Below are 17,379 nucleotides of genomic sequence, written 5' to 3' on the forward strand. Positions count from 1 at the left end.
CTCGTCATGAGGCGGGACGGCAGGCCGAGAAAGCCCCAACGAACCTGCCTTGATCCCCTTTGTCGAAAGCCGTTACTTCGGCAACAGCACCTTGTTGACGACATGGATGACGCCGTTCGACTGGTTGACGTCGGCGATCGTCACCCGCGCCTCGCCGCCTGACTCATCCATGATGTAGAGCTTGCCCTTCTTGACTTCGGCGGTCAGCGTGTCACCGGAGACGGTCTTCATCTCGTACTTGCCGCCCATCGCCCTGGCCTTCTTCATCATCTCGGCGCCCGAAATCTTGCCGGCCACGACATGCGCGGTCAGCACCTTGGTGAGCTTGTCCTTGTTCTCCGGCTTCAGCAGCGTGTCGACGGTGCCCTTGGGCAATTTCGCAAACGCTGCATTGGTCGGGGCAAAGACTGTGAACGGGCCAGCGCCCTGCAGCGTGTCGACCAGGCCGGCGGCCTTGACCGCGGCGACCAGCGTCGTGTGATCCTTCGAATTGACGGCGTTCTCGACGATGTTCTTGGTGGTGTACATCGGCGCGCCGCCGACATTCGGGTTTTTGGCATAGGCGGGCGCGGCAATCGCCACGCCGGCGATGAGCGCGGAAAAGGCGATGGTCCTGAATGACGGCAAGCGCATGTGGTCTTCCTCCGGGTGAGGGCTGATCGGAATTGATAGCCTTTGGAAACGCACAGGCAGTCACGCCCCCGGCGAGGCGCAAGTTTCGCCGATCACGGGAACGTGATCCCGGAGTTGCTTAAACGGAAAAAGCCCCGCGCGAGCGGGGCTTTGAGGCTGGAGAAAGCGCTGCGCTTCTATTCGGCCGGCGATGGTTTCTTTCGGAACAGCGCGACCAGATTGTCCCACAGCTCGATCTTGGCGCCCTGGCGCTTCATGATGATGCCCTGCTGGAGGATCGACAGCGTGTTGTTCCAGGCCCAGTAGATGACCAGGCCGGCCGGGAAACCCGCCATCATGAAGGTGAAGATGACAGGCATCCAGGTGAAGATCGCCGCCTGCGTCGGGTCCGGCGGCGTCGGGTTCATGCGCATCTGCAGGAACATGGTGACGCCCATGATCAGCGGCCAGACGCCGATCATCAGCATGTGCGGCAGGGTGACCGGGATCAGGCCGAACAGGTTGAACAGCGACGTCGGGTCGGGTGCGGCCAGATCCTGGATCCAGCCGAAGAACGGCGCGTGCCGCATCTCGATGGTGATGTAGAGCACCTTGTAGAGCGAGAAGAAGACCGGGATCTGCAGCGCCACCGGCCAGCAGCCGGCAAGCGGGTTGATCTTCTCGGTCTTGTACAGCTCCATCATCGCCTGCTGCTGCTTCATCTTATCGTCCGCGTATTTCTCGCGGATCTCGAGCATTTTCGGCTGCACCTTCTTCATGTTCGCCATCGACGCGTAGGACTTGTTGGCGAGCGGATAGAAGATGGCCTTGACGATGACGGTGGTGGCGAGGATGGCCAGGCCGAAATTGCCGAAGAATTTGTAGAGCGTGTCGATCAGCCAGAACATCGGCTTGGTGATGAAGTGGAACCAGCCCCAGTCGATCAGGAGATCGAACCGCTTGATATGACGGTCTTCCGCATAGGCGTTGATCTTGCCGACTTCCTTGGCGCCGGCGAAGATTTCGCTCTCCACCGTCGCCGACTGGCCGGCATCGACGGTGATCGGGTCGGTGAGGAAGTCGGACTGGTAGCGATGGCGGCCGTCCTCGAAATAGGCGTAGCGCGGCTGGAACGGCTGCTTCTCCGTCGGCACCAGCGTCACCGCCCAGTATTTGTCGGTGATGCCGAGCCACCCGTCGGTCGACTTGCCCGGCGTGAACTGCTTGTCCTTCTCGATGGACGCGTATTTGTGCTCCTGCAGGCCTTCGGTGCCGGTGAAGCCGATCAGGCCCTCATGCAGCACATAGGTGCTGGCAACGAGCGGCTTGTCGAAGCGGGTGACGCGGCCGTAATTGGACAGCGAGACAGCGGCCGTGCCCGCATTCTGCACCGTATCGGACACCGTGAACATGTAGTTGGTGTCGACGGAAAAGGTGCGCTTGAAGGTCAGGCCCTTGTCGTTCGAATAGGTCAGCGTGACCGGGGTCGTCGGCGTCAGCGTCGCATTGCCGTCGACGGCCCACACAGTCTCGGGACCAGGCACCGCGCCGGTCTTGTCGTTGCCGACGAAGCCGATCTCGGCATAGTAGCCATTGGGCAGTGCCGCCGGGTTGAGCAGGCTGATCTCGGGCGAGTTCTTGTCGACCGTCTCAGTGTAGTGCTTGAGCTTGAGGTCGTCGAGACGGGCGCCGGTCAGGTTGATTGAACCCTCGAGGCTCGGCGTGTCGATCCTGGCGCGGGTGGTCGTGGCGAGTGCCTGTTCGCGGCCGGCCGGCGTGACGGCGTCTGTTCCCGGTGCGTTGGGAATGGCGCCAGGGGCGACGGGCGTTCCGGTGTCGGTACCGGGATTTGTGCCGGCGGCCTTCTTCTGCTCCTCGACGCGCTGCTGTTCGACGCGGGCTGCCTCGCGCTGCGCTTCGCTGCGCGGCAACACGTAAAAATATTGCCATACCGCCAGGATCAGCACCGACAGCGCGATGGTGATGAAGAAGTTCCGGTTGTTTTCCATCGAAAGCCCTTGGCCTATCGTGTTCCGCGCAGTCGGCGGGAGAGTTCGGCCTTCAACTGGCCGAACGGAGTGGTAAGCACGTCTTCGCGCCCGACGATGACATAGTCATTGCCAGGCGCCATGTCACTTGCAGCATGCGTGCGGACGGCTTCTCGCAGCCGCCGCCGGACACGGTTGCGGACAACCGCATTGCCGACCTTCTTGGTGACGGTGTAGCCGACGCGCGGCGACAGGCCGTCGCCGCGGTCGAGAACCTCAACGAGAAAAAGCCGCCCGCGTCGCTTTTCACCACGACGGACGGCCAGGAATTCCGCGCGCTTCAGAAGCCGCTTGGGATTTGGTCCCACTGGCTTGCCGGATGCGGGCAACGATCTCGTCTTCCGTTCAGGCGCTGAGCCGCTTGCGACCGCGGTTGCGGCGAGCTGCGACGACGCCGCGACCACCCTTGGTGGCCATGCGGGCACGGAAGCCGTGCCGACGTTTGCGGACGAGTTTAGACGGTTGGTAGGTACGCTTCATTTGTTTTAATACCGCGGGGTGCGGCCCTTCTTGATTCTGTCACTGTGTAACAGGAGCTTTGCCGGGCCGGCTTTGGCGCGATCGAAACCGCGCCGGGACGAATGGCCCGAGCGTGTGCGGGCTTATAGAAAGAAGGCTTTTGGAAGTCAATCCGGAGTCGTCGGGCGCAATCCGGCTCCGTTCAGGCCGGTTTATGTTTGCGACCAAGGATGAAATTGGCAAGAAAGCCGTAATCGCCTAATCTGCGTTGATCAAGTGATCGTGAAGACATTAGCCGCATGAGCGAAACCATACAGGCACAGGAAGGGATCGGCACGGCGGGGTCCACCGAGGCGCCAGCCACCGTGCGCACGGTTCCGCTGTCGCGCGGCCTGTCGACCAAGCTGCTGCTGCTGACCATCGTCTTCGTGCTGTTGGCCGAAGTGCTGATCTTCCTGCCCTGGATCGCCAGCTACCGGCTGAACTGGCTGAAGGAGCGGCTGAGCACGGCGGCGGCGGTGTCGATCGTGCTGGTGCAAGGCGAATCCACCTCGCTGTCGCGCACGGCCCAGAACGACGTGCTGATGGCGATCGGCGCCAAGGCGATCGCGGTGCGCGACGGCGGCGTCTCGCGGCTGCTGGTGGTGGCCGAAATGCCGCCGAAGGTCGACGAACACATCGATATCGCTTCGATCGGCATGATCAAGGGCATGACCGGCGCGCTCGACACGCTGTTTTTCGGCGGCGACCGGATGCTGCGCGTCTTCGGCCCGGTCGGCGAGTCCGACAAGGAGTTCGAGCTGATCATGCCGGACAACAGCCTGCGCAATGCGATGCTGCGCTATTCGCGCAACGTCGCCTTCGTCTCGCTGCTGATCTCGCTGTTCACCGCCATGCTGGTCTACGCCGCCATCGACCTGATCATGATCGGGCCGATCCGGACCATGACGCGCTCGATGCTGTCCTTCTCCGAAGCGCCCGACGATCCCGGACGGATCATCCATCCGGCTGCCCGCGCCGACGAGATCGGCGTTGCCGAGCGCGAGCTGTCGCAGATGCAGGAGCGGCTGCAAAAAATGCTCTCCGAGCAGAAGCATCTTGCCGACCTCGGCCTCGCGGTCTCCAAGATCAACCATGACATGCGCAACATCCTGGCCTCGGCGCAGCTGATGTCGGACCGCCTGCGCCAGGTCAAGGATCCGACCGTGCAGGCCTTCGCGCCGAAACTGCTGCGCGCACTCGACCGCGCCGTGTCTTATTCCGAAGGCGTGCTTCACTACGGCCGCACGCAGGAGCCGCCGCCCGCGCGGCGCCGGCTCCGGCTCCGGCAGCTGGTCGAGGACGTGCAAGGCTTGCTCGACATCGAGCAAGGCATCGAGTTCGTCAATTCGGTCGAGCCGACCTTCGAGGTCGATGCCGATTCCGACCAGTTGTTCAGGGTGCTGACCAATCTGTGCCGGAATTCCGTGCAGGCGATGGCGGCCGACAGCGAAAACGCCCTGGTGCGCCGCCTGGCGGTGTCGGCCGTGCGCCTGGGCAGCGTCAGCCGCATTGCCGTCAGCGACACCGGCCCCGGCCTGCCGCCGAAGGCGCGGGAAAACCTGTTCGCGGCGTTCCGCGGCTCGGCCCGCAGCGGCGGCACCGGCCTTGGCCTGGCGATCGCGCATGAATTGATCCGCGCCCATGGCGGCACGGTGGAGCTGGTCGAGAGCATCGGCGGACGCACCACATTCGCGGTCACCATTCCCGACCAGCCGGTCCGGCTCGACCAGGCCCGCAACGGCCTGCGCCGCCCGGCATGATGTTTCGGGCGCGTTTTGCTCCGATGCTCGTGCCTCCGGGTCCGGCGCTCCTTTTCTCAGGGATCGGCGCTCTTCCCTTCAAGGATTGAGTTCGGGCTCAACTCCGGAGCCATTTCAAGCGCCGGGATCCGGGCCGTCATCGTCAACAAAGGCACTTGTGACAAAACTTTTGCCGGATCGACTTGCTTTTCGGAAATTCAGTCGCTAGGGAACACGTCTCGTCGCGACCGGTCGTTTACGATCGGATTGCGGGGTCATGGAAAGCATGGCCTGTTGCGCGCCCGTAGCTCAGCTGGATAGAGCACCAGACTACGAATCTGGGGGTCAGGAGTTCGAATCTCTTCGGGCGCGCCATTCCATCCAATTGAAATCTTTGGCATTTTGCCTCAGCCGGCTGCGGCACTGGCTTAATTCCGAAATTCAGCCGATTTGGATGAACGATTCCTTTGAAACATGTCGCAGCCAGCAGACAAGTTGGTCGCCAGGAATTTGGCTCCGCTTCTATGCCTTCCGCTCAACCAGCATGTAGCCGACCCCGCGGACAGTCTGAATGCCGGCTGACGCACTTGGTCCCAGCTTGGCCCGGAGATAGCGAATGTACACCTCCACGATCTTAGTCCCGGGTTCGGAGCTGTATGACCAGACATTGTTGAGGATGCGCTGGCGGCTAACCACTTTTCCCGCATTAAGCATCAGGAAGTGCAGAAGGTCGAATTCACGTCGGGTGAGGCGGATTTCCCGGTCGCCATCCGTTAGACGGCGAGCGCTCGTGTCGAGGTTGAGGCCGCCGATTCGAAGCGACTGCTCCTCCCCTGTTCCCGGACGGCGTCGGCGCAGGGCATCAATCCTGGCCACCAGTTCATCAAAGGCAAACGGTTTGGTCAGGTAATCGTCGGCACCCCCCTTGAGCCCATCCACGCGATCCTGGATTGTCTCTTTGGCCGTCAGCATCAGGATGAGAACCGGCCACTGCTCTGATCGAACGATCCGGCACAGTTCAAGACCATCCAGGTAGGGGAGCAGGCGGTCCAGGATCACCAGATCGAACGGATCCGTGCGAATGGCGGCCAATCCCTCTCGACCGTCCTCCGCGACACTCACGTGAAAGCCTTCTGCCTCCAGCCCTCGGCGGAGGAAATCGGAAACACGCCGGTCGTCTTCAACGATCAGGATTCGAATCATCGGTGTGTTGTACCAGCGGGAGTTTAATTCTGAGGAGGGTTCCCGAAGGCTCAATCCGTTCAAGGCCGATCGTGCCGTCATGCCTGTCTATGATCTTCTTGGCGATCGCAAGGCCAACACCGAGCCCATCGGCAACAGATCTCTCGCCAGCATGTCCGCGATAATAGCGGTCAAACACGAACGGAAGATCACTGGCACCGATGCCTGAACCGCTATCGCGGACGACAATCTCAAGCGCGCCGTCGCGCCCGGTCATCTCAACCGAGATCGTCTGGTGTGGTTTTGAATACTTTATGGCGTTGTCGAAGCCGATCAGCAGCGCCTGCTTGAGGCGCTGGGCGTCCCCTCGAATGAGGCTATGGTCTGCGTTAAGTGAGAGATCAACGGATATTTGCTTGGGGGTAGCGAGTACGGACGCTTCCTGAACGGCCGCCTTCACAACCTCGCCGACATCGATGATTTGCGACGAGAAGCTCATATCTTCCGCTTCAGAGCGGGCGACGGCGAGAAGGTCCTCCAGGTTGCGAGCCATATCCTCGGCGTAGTTGCGGATTCGGTTCAAGGCCTCCCCGTAAGGTCGAACACGCGGTTGGCCGCGAAGGGCAACATCCGCCTCTCCACGGAGAATCGTCAGCGGCGTGCGTAGCTCATGGCTTGCCTCCGCAAAAAATTGGATTCGCCGGCTGTTGAGAGCCCTGAGTTGTTTATTCGCTTCACGAAGCTCGCGCGTGCGCAGCTGAACTTCAGCCTCCAGCCGACCCTGGACCGAAATCAGAGCGGCACGTTCGATCTCAAGTGCCTCGGCCATGCTGTTGAAACTTCGCGACAAGGAAGCGAACTCGTCGCGCCCGGCTGCGGGGATGCGATGGTGAAGCTTACCCGCGGCGATGGCTTTGGCACTTTCATTCAGCTCACGCACAGGTGCGGCGATCGACCGCCGCAGAACGAGGCCGAAGCCCAGGCTGCCCAGCATGAGCAAGGTGGAGGAGCCGCCGGTCATGAGCAGCAGATGCCATTGCGCACCACGAACCCGTTCGAGTTCCGCTCCAACTTCGCTGCGCTCCTCGTGCAAGGCAGCCTCGATCATTCCTTCGAAATCGCTCTCCAGTCGATGCTCTACATCATTTCGGAAGCTTTCCACGATGCCTGCCGGCTCGCCTCTTGATCGCTGGCTGAACAGCCGTTGGGCAGCTCGATCGATAGCTTCAAACAGCGCCTTGATGCGGCCGACGAACTCGAGTTCGCCCTCCTCCTGGCTTCTGTCGCTCCAAAAGCCGAGCGCACCAAGTTCCTCGCGCGTTGCGCCTTCCAACTTATGGAATCCAAAATACAATTCTCTTCGTGCCGCCTCGAAATCCGGCATCTGCTCAGGCCCGAGCAGCAGGACCTCGGCCACTTGCTCGGTGTAGTTGTTGGCCTGGCCATTGAGTTCCGCAAGAGCCTCAAACCGTCCGTCGACGCTGTCTACGCGGCGGACGAATTCTTCCGTCAGGTGCAGTGTGGCGAGTGCCAATCCGGAAATCAGCCCGACGAGGGCGAGGATGAGAATTTGAAAAAGGAGGATGCGACCTCGAACAGTCATGCGGGTGATCCCTGCTGGCGATCGACTAGCGTCTCTCACCAAATTCTAACCGGAGCTCTCCCGCCCGTCTAACCAGAAGCCCCTAAATTCGAACGCTGGGACGTGCGACGACCGTGCGCCTGTCCGATCGCCGGAGCGGCGACAAGCTCGAAGAGGTTCGGTTGGTACAAGTAGAGTTCCAGGCTGAGATCGGCTCCCTTGTCGGGAAAAAGATGACGGCGGTCTGGCCGGTGTGGCGCGCCGCGCTGATCGGAATCGGTGCATGTCTCGTCGTTGTCAGTATCGAATTCGGCCTCCCCGCTCTCCCATCGGACGCTCGGCGAGCGCTCGAGATCCTGCTTGTCGCGATCATAGGCTGGACCTTGACGCCGTTCGACGACACCTTCGTTGCTATCGTCGCCGGACTGGCAATGGCGCTGCTCGTCAATCGTGATCCCGGGGCGCTGTTTCACGCGCTTGGGGATGAGTTGATCTGGCTGTTGCTCGCCTCTTTCATCCTTGCGGCCGCCGTCAAGGCAAGTGGGATCGCGGATCGCATCCTCGGCCTCGTGACAGGGCGCATGCGGTCGGTTCGCGCGGTCGCGTATGCTTTGGCGGCGGTCATGGTCGCCACAGCCTTCATTATTCCGTCAACGTCGGGTCGGGCAGCCTTAATGATCCCGGCTTATCAAGCGGTTGCGGGGCGCTGTGGAAATGCTCGGTTGCGAAGGGCATTCGCGCTGTTGTTTCCCACTGCTATTCTCCTCTCGGCCTTTGCGTCGCCCGTGGGGGCCGGTGCCCATCTCCTGGCGATCGAAATGGTCGACCGCCTCTCAGGGGTGAAGGTGAGCTACCTGGAATGGATCGCCCTCGGTCTGCCGTTTGCGGCCGTGAGCACCTTTGTTTCAGTTGAGTGTCTTCTCCGGCTTTTCCTGTCACCCGCAGAACGGCGGGCAGCGCTTTTGCTGCCGACGGTAAGCAATGATGGGGTCGGGTTGGCACGGCAGCCGATACTCTGGATCGCCGCGGGCGTTGTCATCGCGTGGCTGACCGAATCTTTGCACGGGCTCAATGCCACCGTCATCGCACTCAGCGGCGCTCTCGCCGCATCGCTTCCGGGGCTCGGCGCGGTGAGGTTTGACGATGCCATTAGGAGTACCGAGTGGAAGCTGCTCCTGTTCCTTGCGGCGACCATCTGCCTGGCAGACGGCCTGGTGGCGTCGGGTCTTCATCAATGGTTGATCGAGACGACGGTGAACCCACTGCGGGTCGTCGGCTTGGGGCCGCTGGCCCTCCTCTCGTTGCTCGCTTTGCTGGGCCTTTTCAGCCATCTCCTTATTCACAGTCGCACGGCGCGCGTATCGGTGCTGCTGCCTCCGGTTCTGATGATTGCGTCGACAGCGCGGCTCGACCCCCTCCTTGCGATGCTTGTGCTCGTCTCAGCGACCGGCTTTTGCCAAACGCTCATGATCTGCGCGAAGCCGGTCGCGCTTTTCGGGGGACTCGACGACGAAGGCTACGGCCCGAGGGACTTGGCCCTCCTGAGCGCCGTCCTGCTGCCGGTGCAATTCCTTTTGATCGTCGTGTTCGCGGTGGGCGCGTGGCCAATGATCCAAGGTCTGCTCATCACGCTCGGTCTGCAAGTTTCCGGAGGGTCATAGCATGTCGAAAAAGAAAGAGCCGAAGAAGAGAAAACGGCTTCGAGTGCTGGTCGCACCGTCTGGTTTTAAGGAGAGCCTCGGCGTTCGTGATGTTATCGATGCATTGGCGCGCGGCGTCCGCAATGCGGTTCCGACAGCAAAAGTGTTTAGCCTTCCGATGGTGGATGGAGGCGAGGATTTTACGCGTACGCTTGTTGAGCTGTCCCATGGTGAGTTGCATTCCGTCACCGTCACGGGGCCAGTCGGGCAACCTGTGGAGGCGACCGTCGGTTTTCTCGGCCGAGGAAAGAAGCGGACGGCTGTTCTGGAGATTGCGGCGGCTGCCGGGCTGCGGCTCGTTCCCACGGACATGCGCGACCCGACCCGTACTACAAGTTATGGGGTGGGGGAGTTGATTCATGTGGCACTCGATCTTGGCGCCGAAAGGATTCTGATCGGCTGCGGTGACTCGGGCGTCAACGATGCGGGAATGGGGATGGCCCAAGCTCTAGGCGTGCGCTTGCTCGACGGGGACGGCCACTCTATTTCGGGGAGCGGCTCGGCGCTTTCGTCACTCGCTCGCGTCGATCTTTCCGATCGTGACCGCCGCCTTTCGAATGTTCGTATCGACGTCGCCGTGAACCCCTACAATATGCTGCTCGGCGAGAGAGGCGTCGCTCGGGTATTTGGTCCGCAAAAGGGTGCAACCCCTGACCAGGTGGCGTTGCTCGATCAGGGCATGGAAAATCTCGCTCATATCGTCCGCCGCGACCTCGGCATCGACGTAGCGCCGCTTGTCGGCGGAGGAGCTTCCGGTGGACTTGGCGCCGGGCTTCACGCCTTTGTTGGAGCGCGGCTGCAGCCACGCTTTGATCTTATCCGGCGGTATATTGATCTTGATCGCCGACTGGCAGATGCCGACATGGTCATGACGGCCGAGGGCGGTCTGGACGGACAGACTGGCTTTGGCAAGGTGCCGGCGGAGATTGCACGGCGCGCGAAACGTTACAATCTGCCTGTGATTGCCTTGGCCGGCACGGTCGGACTGGGCGCCGAGGCGACCCACGAAATTGGCATTGATGCGTTCTTTAGCATTCTTCGCCGGCCATGTTCCCTCGAAGATGCGATCCGTGACGCCGACATGCTGCTGGCGAACGCCGCCGAACAGGCGATGCGGCTGATGTGGGCCGCGCGCGCTTTTAAGTTCAGATAATGGGTCTTGTCTCGCCCAAGGCCGCGAGGCGTGCGGCTTCGGCCCGAAATTTCCTGGGCCATGTGAAGGCTCACATCAACAGCGGTTTACGTCGTCGCATTGCTTTCGCGACTTGCCCGGACCTACGCAAGTATACGGCTCAGGGCGAGCCCGCATCGACGAACTCCCGTATCAGCTCTGCAGCCCTGGGCCCCTGCGTCTCCAGAAGGAGATGGCCTGCGTCGAAGATGTGAGCCTCCATCCGAGGAAGGTCGATGAGCCAGGACTGAACCTCCGCAATGTCGAAAAAGACATCGTGGCGACCCCAAAGAAGCATGGCTCGAGGTTGATGCTTCGCCAGATAGTCAGCCACCTCCCCAAACCGGTCGACATATCGGCCGTAGTCGGCCAGCAGCGCCTTCTGCAGATCAAGCCGTCCCGGTAGACACATGACCCGCCAGTCCTCAATCCAACGCTCTGCATCGATCCGCGCCGCGATCTCGGGTGGCAGGCCGGCGACGTACTGGTCGCGGGTTCCCTCAAGGGTCAAATGGGCGGTGGCGGCCTCCTCGTTGCCGGCATTCGGCGCAGCCCAGAAGTCCAATGTGGCTGCCCACTGCGGACCAAAGCCGGAGCGGTGGGCATTGGCATTCTGAATGATGAGGCCTTCGACAAGTTCCGGAGCGCGCATGGCGAGCTGAAAAGCCACCGGAGCGCCGAAATCATGCAAATAGAGTAACCTGCGGCCCACGTTGAGACTCGCAAGCAGCTCTTCAATCGCGTTGGCCAGCATGTCGAACGATGGCTCGGATGGGAGATCGGATGCGCCGAAGCCCGGAAGGTCAGGCGCAACGACATAGACGGTGCCGGAGAGCCTGGCGGTCACGTCGCTGAACATCCGAGAGGAATTGGGGAAGCCGTGCAACAGGACTAGCGCGGGCTTGGAAACATCGCCGGCCGTCCGGACGGCCACCTCGCCGCCAGAGGACAAGGATATTTTCTGGATCTCCGGCACGTCCTTTCCTCCACGCCCACGCGATCGCCAAGCTGCACGCTTCGTTCGGTTCGACTTTCGGATTTTCAGAGAACTCAAAGCGGCGTGGAATGTTGCAAAGCCAAATCCTCGCGGGCTGTTGCCCAAAGCGCGTGGTAAGACCGGGAGCGGAAACCAGCGGAGCCTGATTTGACCATCTCCTCTACCAACACCAAGCGCGCACTTATCACCGGGGCCGGTGCGGCCGACGGGATCGGCTTTGCCATTGCCCGGCAGCTCGGCCGTGCCGGCCATGCGGTCTTCCTCACGGGAGCCAGTACGCGCGTGCTCGATCGCGCCGCCGAGCTTTGCCGCGAAGGCATCGATGCCAAAGCCGTGGTCGCCGATCTCACCATCGCTGCCGATGTCGCGCGGCTGCGGGCCGATGTCGGGGCGGTCGGTATCCTGGTCAACAATGCCGGCATGGGCTCGCTGGCATCGCCCTCGGTCGACAAGGCGTTTCTCGCCATGACCGAGGCCGACTGGGACCAGGGGATCGACGTCAGCCTGAAGACCGCATTCCTCGTCACGAAGGCCTTTCTGCCGGCGATGGTCGAAGCGGGCTACGGGCGCATCGTCAATGTGGCGTCCGTCACCGGACCGCTGGTATCCTTCGAAGGCACATCAGCCTATTCCGCCGCCAAGGCCGGCATGGTCGGCCTGACGCGCACGCTGGCGCTGGAAGTGGCGAAAAGCGGCGTAACAGTCAATGCCGTGGCGCCCGGCTGGATCGAAACGGGTTCGTCGAGCGAGATGGAGCGGCAAGCCGCCCTGCATACGCCGCCGGCGCGGGCCGGGCGGCCGGATGAGGTGGCCGCAGCGGTGGTGTTCCTGGCCTCGGAAGGTGCCAGCTATGTCAATGGCGCCCTGCTGGTGGTCGACGGCGGCAACCGCCTTCAGGAGCGCAAGGGCTAAGCTCAAAGGCGCTTGTCGTCAGGGTCGGTCGGCGGGCAGGCCTCGCCCAAGTTCCTCACCCCTCAAGACGCCTTGGCCAGAAAGTTCCGATAATCCGACTTGGCCTGCAGCAGGCGCAGCACATTGTCGCGCGAGCCCCGCACATGGGCGCGCGCCAGCGTGCCGGCTCTGGCGGCGTCGCCAGCGCAGATGGCATCGACGATTTCGGCATGCTCGTCGCGGGCGATCTTCCATTCGTCCAGCCACAAAAGTTCGGTCCAGACATAGTGCTGGCACTTGTCGAGGATGCCGCACAGCATGCCGTGCAGCATCACATTGCCGCTGATTTCGGCGATGACGCGGTGCAGGTCAATGCCGACCTCAAGCTCCTGGAATTTTTCCCTGTTGGTGCGCTCCGGAATGGCGGCCAGCCGCTCGCATTCGGCCAGCATGGCGCGCAGCCGTGCCTTGTCCTGGTCCGTCGCCGCCGCTGCCGCCAGTTCCGTCGCGTGGCCGTCGAGCAGCTCGCGGATCTCGAAGGCCTCGCGGAACATGTTGATGTCGAACTCGGTGACGACATAGCCCTGGCGCGGCCGGCCGGTGACCAGCCCGTCGCGCTCGAGACGGTTGAAGGCCTCGCGCACCGGGGTGCGGCTGACAGTCAGCTTCGCCGCGATGTCGTTTTCGGTGACGCGCGAGCCCGGCGGAATCTGGCCGGTCACGATCATCGCCTTGAGCGCGGAGTAGACCGAGTCGCGCAACGTATTTTTGGTTTTCTTGGCCAAGCTTCCCTTCCCACTTCTCCGGCCTTTCAGCCGGAACACGCATAGCTGTAGCCGCAGTCGGCATAATTTGCCACGCCCCCGGCGACGCCGCTCCTCGCCACCTTGTCCGGCTCGAAACCCGTGAATTCGATCGAGCCGGCGGTGTTGACAACATCGATCGCTAGGCTACACTCAAAATTGTATACAAAACAGCATGCCAAGTCAAAAACAATGGGAACACCGGTTGGAGAGCCGAAAAAATGAACAGGACCAGAAGCGTTAGTATCGTTGCGATGGCGGGCCTCATGGCTTCGCTCGCGGCCCCCGCCATAGCGGGCGACACCATCACCGTCGCCTCATGGGGCGGCACCTACCAGGAGGCGCAGACCAAGGCGTTTTTCAAGCCTACCGCCGACGCGCTCGGCATCACCATCAAGGAAGACACCACCAACGGCCTCGACGACGTCCGGCTGCAGGTGACCGGCAATGCGGTGAAGTGGGACATCACCGAACTTGGCGCCGACGAATGTGCGCGCGGCTCGAAGGAAGGGCTGTTCGAGAAGCTCGACTACGGCATCATCGACAAGAGCGGCATCAACCCGAAGCTGGTCCACGACGACTGGGTCGGCATTTCCTACACATCCGTCGTGCTGATCTACCGGACCGACGTGTTCGGCGACAAAGGCCCGAAGACCTGGGCCGACTTCTGGAACGCGGAAAAGTTTCCGGGACGGCGCGCGCTGAGCGGCAGCCAGGCGACCGAAACGCTGAGCGTCGCGGCACTGGCCGAAGGCATTCCGATCGACAAGGTCTATCCGGTCAATATCGACGGCGCGTTGAAATCCGTCGACAAGATCCGTGGCCATATCGACGCCTGGTGGACCTCCGGCGCGCAGGCCATGCAGCTGGTGAAGGACGGTGAAGTCGACATGGCGAGCATCTGGAACGGCCGTGCCGGCACCTTGAAGAAGGAAGGCGCGCCGGTCAGCTTCTCCTTCGACCAGGGCGTGCTGACCGCCGACTGCATGGTCATCCCCAAGGGCTCCAAGAACAAGGAAGCCGCGATGAAGGCGCTGGCGATGTTCGTCAGCCCGCAATTGCAGGCCAATCTGCCGCTCTATGTCGACAATGGCCCGGTCAATGAGAAGGCTTTCGAGACCGGCAAGATCCCGCAGGACAGGATCAAGGATATCAATTCGGCGCCCGAAAACGTCAAGAAGCAGGTGTTGCAGGATGCAGAATTCTGGCGCGACAATTTGGTCGAGGCGACGGAAAAGTTCAACAATCTGATCCAGCAATAGGCTGCGGCCGCAATCCAAACCACGGCAGGGCGACGCCTCGCCCTGCTTTCGCCGCCTCAGCCCCTGGGAGAGAAAAATCTTGTCCATTGCGCCATCCGCGTTGCCGATCGGCATGCGCGGGATCGAGAAACGATTTGGCAGCGTGCCTGTGCTGCGCGACCTCAACCTCGACGTCGAGGCTGGTGAATTCCTGACGCTGCTGGGGCCTTCCGGTTCCGGCAAGACGACGCTGCTGATGATCCTGGCCGGTTTCGTGCGGGCCAATGCCGGCTCGATCAGGGTCGGCGGCGACGAGATCATCACCACGCCGCCGCACAAGCGCAACATCGGCATGGTGTTCCAGAACTACGCGCTGTTTCCGCATATGGACGTCTTTCACAACATCGCCTTTCCGCTGAAGCAGCGCGGCGTCGCCGCCGCCGAGACGGCCGAGCGTGTCGAGAAGGCGCTCGATCTGGTGAAATTGCAGGGGCTGGGCGAGCGCCGGGTCGACCAGCTCTCCGGCGGCCAGCGCCAGCGCGTGGCGCTAGCGCGCGCCATCGTCTTCGAGCCGCGCATCGTTTTGATGGACGAGCCCCTGTCGGCGCTCGACAAGGGCCTGCGCGAGCATATGCAGATCGAACTGCGCAGCCTGCACCGGCGGCTTGGCATGACCACGGTCTATGTCACGCACGACCAGCGTGAAGCCATCACCATGTCGGACCGCATCGCGGTGATGAACGCCGGGCGCATCGAACAGCTCGACAAGCCCGAAAGTCTCTACGCCAGGCCGCAAACGCAATTTGTAGCCGGCTTCATCGGCGAATCGAATTTCATTCCGGTCGAGTGCCGCAACGGCTCCGTCTGGTACGAGGAGCGAAGAATCCATACGGCGGCGGCGACGCCGGCGGCAGGCCAGTACCTGATGGTGGTGCGGCCGGAAAAGCTGCGGCTCTTGGCAAACGCCGAACCGACGAGCGGCGTCAACGTGCTCAACGCGACGCTCAGCGACATCATCTATCAGGGCGACAGCTTCGTCTGCTATGCCGTGCTGCGCGACGGCCGGCAGCTGACTTTGCGCGACTATTGCCGCAGCGATGTGCTGGCGAAAATGCCCGCACCCGGCCAGCCAGTCTCGTTCGGTCTCGATGCGCAGGACACGATCCTGGTGGCGGCAGACTGATGAGCGCGCAGACCGCCCTCATGCAGGAGAAAGCCGGCCGCTCGGGCCCGGATCTGAACACGCAGGCGCTGCATATGGACGCTCGGCGCGAGTCGTTGCGGCTGCTGGCGCTGCTGTCGCCGAGCCTGTTGCTGGTCTTCGCCATCATCATCGTGCCCATCGGCTGGCTGTTCTGGCTGTCGCTGTTCGACGAAGCCGGCGCCTTCAGTCCCGCCAATTATGCGCGCTTCTTCGAACAGGCCTCCTACATCAAGACCTTTATCACCACCTTCAAGGTCGCCTTCATCGTCACCGGCGCCTGCGTGCTGCTCGGCTATCCCTTGGCCTACATGCTGTCGCAACTGCCGCGCCGGGCGGCGTCGATCTGCCTGATCTTCGTCATCCTGCCGTTCTGGACATCGGTTCTGGTGCGCACCTATGCCTGGCTGGTGATCCTGCAGCGCAAGGGCCTGATCAACAGCTGGCTGATCGACCTCGGCGTGATCAGCCAGCCGCTGTCGCTCGCCAACAATTTTTCGGGCGTCGTCATCGGCATGACGCATATCCTGCTGCCGTTCCTGGTGCTGCCGCTTTACGCCTCGATGAAGACAATCGACACCGACTGCCTGCGCGCCGGCATGAATCTCGGTGCCGGCCCGGCCGCTACCTTCCGGCAGATCTTCTTTCCGCTGTCGCTGCCCGGCCTCGCCTCGGGCGTGGTCATCGTCTTCGTGCTGTGCCTGGGCTTCTTCGTCACGCCTGCGCTGATGGGCGGCGGCAAGGTGATCATGTGGGCGATGCGCATGGAACAGACCACCAGCCTCTATTCCAACTGGGGTGCGGGGGCGGCGCTTGGCGTGGTGCTGCTGGTGGTCACGCTGGCGCTTCTCGGACTGTTCCAGTGGCTGCTCGGCGCGCGCGCCACAGGTGTGTGGAGTTCACGATGAGCGAAGACGTCGGCCTGCCGATCTCGCACCGGCAACGTCTGTGGCTCTACGGCCTCGGCGGCCTCGTGCTGTTGTTCCTGATCGCGCCGTCGATCATCATCGTCATCATGTCGTTTTCGGATTCGACGCTGCTGCAATTCCCGCCGCAGCAATGGTCGCTGCGCTGGTACCAGACCTATTTTGGCTCACTGGAATGGCGCGACGCCACGATCGTCTCGGTCAAGGTGGCTGTTATGACCGTGCTCGTCGCGACACCGCTCGGCACCGCTGCAGCCTATGCCATCAACAGGGGCACGCTGCGCCTCAACGGCACCATCAACGCGCTGCTGACGGCGTCGCTGATCGTTCCGGTGATCCTGATCGGCATCGGCACCTTCTTCCTCTATGCCCGCATCGGGCTCAACAACACGCTGACCGGGCTGGTCATCGCGCATACGGTGCAGGCCTTGCCGCTGGTGGTGCTGACGGTGCTGTCGGGCTTGCGCTCCTACGACATGAACCAGGAGCGCGTGGCGCGCAGCCTCGGCGCCGGACGTGTCGCCGCGTTCTGGCAGGTGACGATGCCGCAGATCCGCTTCTCGATCGTCTCGGGCGCGCTGTTTGCCTTCATCACCTCCTTCGACGAAGTGGTGGTTTCGCTGTTCATATCGGGCGGCGAGACCACGACATTGACGCGCCGCATGTTCAATGCGCTGCGCGACCAAATCGACCCGACGATCGCTGCCATCTCGACCTGCCTGATCGTGCTCTCGGTCGTGCTGTTGTCGGTTGCGCAGATCTTCGGCCGGCGGCATTGATTTCAC

At 62.2% G+C, this 17,379-nt stretch carries 16 protein-coding genes and 1 tRNA gene; 9 read left to right on the plus strand and 8 right to left on the minus strand.

Annotated elements, in window-relative coordinates:
- Window positions 1–72 precede the first annotated feature (72 nt).
- The 4 genes from NKJ11_RS11935 to rpmH all read right to left on the minus strand — a co-directional run bounded on the left by NKJ11_RS11935 (window position 73) and on the right by rpmH (window position 3,140).
- Window positions 73–633 (minus strand): fasciclin domain-containing protein, encoded by a 561-nt coding sequence (locus NKJ11_RS11935; RefSeq protein ID WP_023810789.1) that lies wholly within the window; start codon window positions 631–633, stop codon window positions 73–75.
- 176 nt (window positions 634–809) lie between these two features.
- Window positions 810–2,621: a membrane protein insertase YidC gene (yidC, locus tag NKJ11_RS11940; RefSeq protein ID WP_352440595.1), complete on the minus strand. Its 1,812-nt coding sequence runs from the start codon at window positions 2,619–2,621 to the stop codon at window positions 810–812.
- 14 nt (window positions 2,622–2,635) lie between these two features.
- Complete coding sequence (rnpA, locus tag NKJ11_RS11945) at window positions 2,636–2,989, minus strand: ribonuclease P protein component (RefSeq protein WP_013528505.1); 354 nt, start codon at window positions 2,987–2,989, stop codon at window positions 2,636–2,638.
- Window positions 2,990–3,005: 16 nt separating this feature from the next.
- On the minus strand, window positions 3,006–3,140 hold the full coding sequence (gene rpmH, locus NKJ11_RS11950; protein WP_008833937.1) for a 50S ribosomal protein L34: 135 nt from the start codon (window positions 3,138–3,140) through the stop codon (window positions 3,006–3,008).
- A 278-nt stretch (window positions 3,141–3,418) separates the two neighbouring features.
- Between rpmH and NKJ11_RS11955 the strand changes: the two genes are divergently transcribed.
- Both NKJ11_RS11955 and NKJ11_RS11960 read left to right on the plus strand, forming a co-directional pair.
- Window positions 3,419–4,921 (plus strand): ATP-binding protein, encoded by a 1,503-nt coding sequence (locus NKJ11_RS11955; protein WP_352440594.1) that lies wholly within the window; start codon window positions 3,419–3,421, stop codon window positions 4,919–4,921.
- 277 nt (window positions 4,922–5,198) lie between these two features.
- Window positions 5,199–5,275, plus strand: a tRNA-Arg gene (locus tag NKJ11_RS11960).
- A 147-nt stretch (window positions 5,276–5,422) separates the two neighbouring features.
- Here the strand turns inward: NKJ11_RS11960 and NKJ11_RS11965 are convergent.
- Together NKJ11_RS11965 and NKJ11_RS11970 are read right to left on the minus strand one after the other, a co-directional pair.
- On the minus strand, window positions 5,423–6,103 hold the full coding sequence (locus NKJ11_RS11965) for a response regulator transcription factor (RefSeq protein ID WP_352440593.1): 681 nt from the start codon (window positions 6,101–6,103) through the stop codon (window positions 5,423–5,425).
- Window positions 6,081–7,685 carry a sensor histidine kinase gene (locus tag NKJ11_RS11970; protein WP_352793378.1) on the minus strand — a complete coding sequence of 535 codons (1,605 nt, stop codon included), beginning with the start codon at window positions 7,683–7,685 and terminating at the stop codon, window positions 6,081–6,083. The genes NKJ11_RS11965 and NKJ11_RS11970 overlap by 23 nt, the downstream gene beginning before the upstream one ends.
- A gap of 113 nt (window positions 7,686–7,798) precedes the next feature.
- Here NKJ11_RS11970 and NKJ11_RS11975 point away from each other — a divergent pair, with 113 nt between their 5' ends.
- Window positions 7,799–9,325 carry an SLC13 family permease gene (locus NKJ11_RS11975; RefSeq protein WP_352628986.1) on the plus strand — a complete coding sequence of 509 codons (1,527 nt, stop codon included), beginning with the start codon at window positions 7,799–7,801 and terminating at the stop codon, window positions 9,323–9,325.
- A gap of 1 nt (window position 9,326) precedes the next feature.
- Complete coding sequence (locus NKJ11_RS11980) at window positions 9,327–10,517, plus strand: glycerate kinase family protein (RefSeq protein ID WP_352440615.1); 1,191 nt, start codon at window positions 9,327–9,329, stop codon at window positions 10,515–10,517.
- A 139-nt stretch (window positions 10,518–10,656) separates the two neighbouring features.
- Here NKJ11_RS11980 and NKJ11_RS11985 read toward each other — a convergent pair whose 3' ends face one another.
- Window positions 10,657–11,511, minus strand: coding sequence for an alpha/beta fold hydrolase (locus tag NKJ11_RS11985; protein ID WP_352611492.1), 855 nt, complete (start codon window positions 11,509–11,511; stop codon window positions 10,657–10,659).
- A gap of 168 nt (window positions 11,512–11,679) precedes the next feature.
- On the opposite strand from NKJ11_RS11985, the gene NKJ11_RS11990 reads away from it, so the two are divergent.
- Entirely contained in the window at window positions 11,680–12,444 is a 765-nt protein-coding gene (locus tag NKJ11_RS11990) for an SDR family NAD(P)-dependent oxidoreductase (RefSeq protein ID WP_352440617.1), read from the plus strand.
- A 62-nt stretch (window positions 12,445–12,506) separates the two neighbouring features.
- On the opposite strand, the gene NKJ11_RS11995 is transcribed toward NKJ11_RS11990, so the two are convergent.
- Window positions 12,507–13,208: a GntR family transcriptional regulator gene (locus tag NKJ11_RS11995; protein WP_352440618.1), complete on the minus strand. Its 702-nt coding sequence runs from the start codon at window positions 13,206–13,208 to the stop codon at window positions 12,507–12,509.
- 239 nt (window positions 13,209–13,447) lie between these two features.
- Between NKJ11_RS11995 and NKJ11_RS12000 the strand changes: the two genes are divergently transcribed.
- The 4 genes from NKJ11_RS12000 (at window position 13,448) to NKJ11_RS12015 (ending at window position 17,373) form a co-directional block, all read left to right on the plus strand.
- Complete coding sequence (locus tag NKJ11_RS12000; RefSeq protein WP_352440619.1) at window positions 13,448–14,488, plus strand: ABC transporter substrate-binding protein; 1,041 nt, start codon at window positions 13,448–13,450, stop codon at window positions 14,486–14,488.
- 79 nt (window positions 14,489–14,567) lie between these two features.
- Window positions 14,568–15,650, plus strand: coding sequence for an ABC transporter ATP-binding protein (locus NKJ11_RS12005; RefSeq protein WP_352628983.1), 1,083 nt, complete (start codon window positions 14,568–14,570; stop codon window positions 15,648–15,650).
- Window positions 15,650–16,576, plus strand: a complete 927-nt coding sequence (locus tag NKJ11_RS12010; protein WP_128304158.1) for an ABC transporter permease — start codon at window positions 15,650–15,652, stop codon at window positions 16,574–16,576. The genes NKJ11_RS12005 and NKJ11_RS12010 overlap by 1 nt, the downstream gene beginning before the upstream one ends.
- Window positions 16,573–17,373 carry an ABC transporter permease gene (locus NKJ11_RS12015; RefSeq protein WP_128304157.1) on the plus strand — a complete coding sequence of 267 codons (801 nt, stop codon included), beginning with the start codon at window positions 16,573–16,575 and terminating at the stop codon, window positions 17,371–17,373. The genes NKJ11_RS12010 and NKJ11_RS12015 overlap by 4 nt, the downstream gene beginning before the upstream one ends.
- Window positions 17,374–17,379: the final 6 nt, after the last annotated feature.

The organism is Mesorhizobium sp. M0243 (assembly GCF_040321775.1).
Taxonomy (GTDB): Bacteria; Pseudomonadota; Alphaproteobacteria; order Rhizobiales; family Rhizobiaceae; genus Mesorhizobium.

What these genes read in the sequence shown, in the direction of transcription:
- NKJ11_RS11935 (WP_023810789.1), bottom strand. Translation starts at nt 633, where the DNA reads ATGCGCTTGCCGTCATTCAGGACCATCGCCTTTTCCGCGCTCATCGCC.
- NKJ11_RS12010 (WP_128304158.1), top strand. Translation starts at nt 15,650, where the DNA reads ATGAGCGCGCAGACCGCCCTCATGCAGGAGAAAGCCGGCCGCTCGGGC.
- rpmH (WP_008833937.1), bottom strand. Translation starts at nt 3,140, where the DNA reads ATGAAGCGTACCTACCAACCGTCTAAACTCGTCCGCAAACGTCGGCAC.
- NKJ11_RS11980 (WP_352440615.1), top strand. Translation starts at nt 9,327, where the DNA reads ATGTCGAAAAAGAAAGAGCCGAAGAAGAGAAAACGGCTTCGAGTGCTG.
- NKJ11_RS11965 (WP_352440593.1), bottom strand. Translation starts at nt 6,103, where the DNA reads ATGATTCGAATCCTGATCGTTGAAGACGACCGGCGTGTTTCCGATTTC.
- NKJ11_RS11970 (WP_352793378.1), bottom strand. Translation starts at nt 7,685, where the DNA reads ATGACTGTTCGAGGTCGCATCCTCCTTTTTCAAATTCTCATCCTCGCC.
- NKJ11_RS12015 (WP_128304157.1), top strand. Translation starts at nt 16,573, where the DNA reads ATGAGCGAAGACGTCGGCCTGCCGATCTCGCACCGGCAACGTCTGTGG.
- NKJ11_RS11955 (WP_352440594.1), top strand. Translation starts at nt 3,419, where the DNA reads ATGAGCGAAACCATACAGGCACAGGAAGGGATCGGCACGGCGGGGTCC.
- yidC (WP_352440595.1), bottom strand. Translation starts at nt 2,621, where the DNA reads ATGGAAAACAACCGGAACTTCTTCATCACCATCGCGCTGTCGGTGCTG.
- NKJ11_RS12000 (WP_352440619.1), top strand. Translation starts at nt 13,448, where the DNA reads ATGAACAGGACCAGAAGCGTTAGTATCGTTGCGATGGCGGGCCTCATG.